The sequence below is a fragment of the Tritonibacter sp. SIMBA_163 genome (assembly GCF_046535935.1).
GTDB classification, from domain to species: domain Bacteria; phylum Pseudomonadota; class Alphaproteobacteria; order Rhodobacterales; family Rhodobacteraceae; genus Epibacterium; species Epibacterium scottomollicae.
The window spans coordinates 1-251 of the sequence record NZ_JAWJBP010000944.1 but is presented as its reverse complement, the minus strand read 5'-3'; the positions used below and the strand labels follow the sequence as shown (position 1 = coordinate 251).

Below are 251 nucleotides of genomic sequence, written 5' to 3'. Positions count from 1 at the left end.
GGGTGCAGGGCTTCCGCCACTTCTTCACCAACCAGCCGGTGCGCGAGCCGGCGGACCTCGACGGGCTGCGCATCCGCACGCCGCCGGCGCCGATCTGGCAGGAGTCGATCCGCGCGCTCGGCGCCGAGCCGACGGCGATGAACTTCGGCGACGTCTATTCCGGCCTGCAGCAGCGGGCGATCGACGGGGCCGAGCTGGTCTACCCCAACATCACCGCGGCCAACCTCAACGAGGTGTTGGACTACGCCAAC

At 70.1% G+C, this 251-nt stretch carries 1 protein-coding gene; it reads left to right on the top strand.

The window, feature by feature from the left end:
- Nucleotides 1-251: TRAP transporter substrate-binding protein DctP (gene dctP / locus R0J92_RS25105; protein WP_411053682.1), on the top strand; the 251-nt coding region annotated here is incomplete at both ends.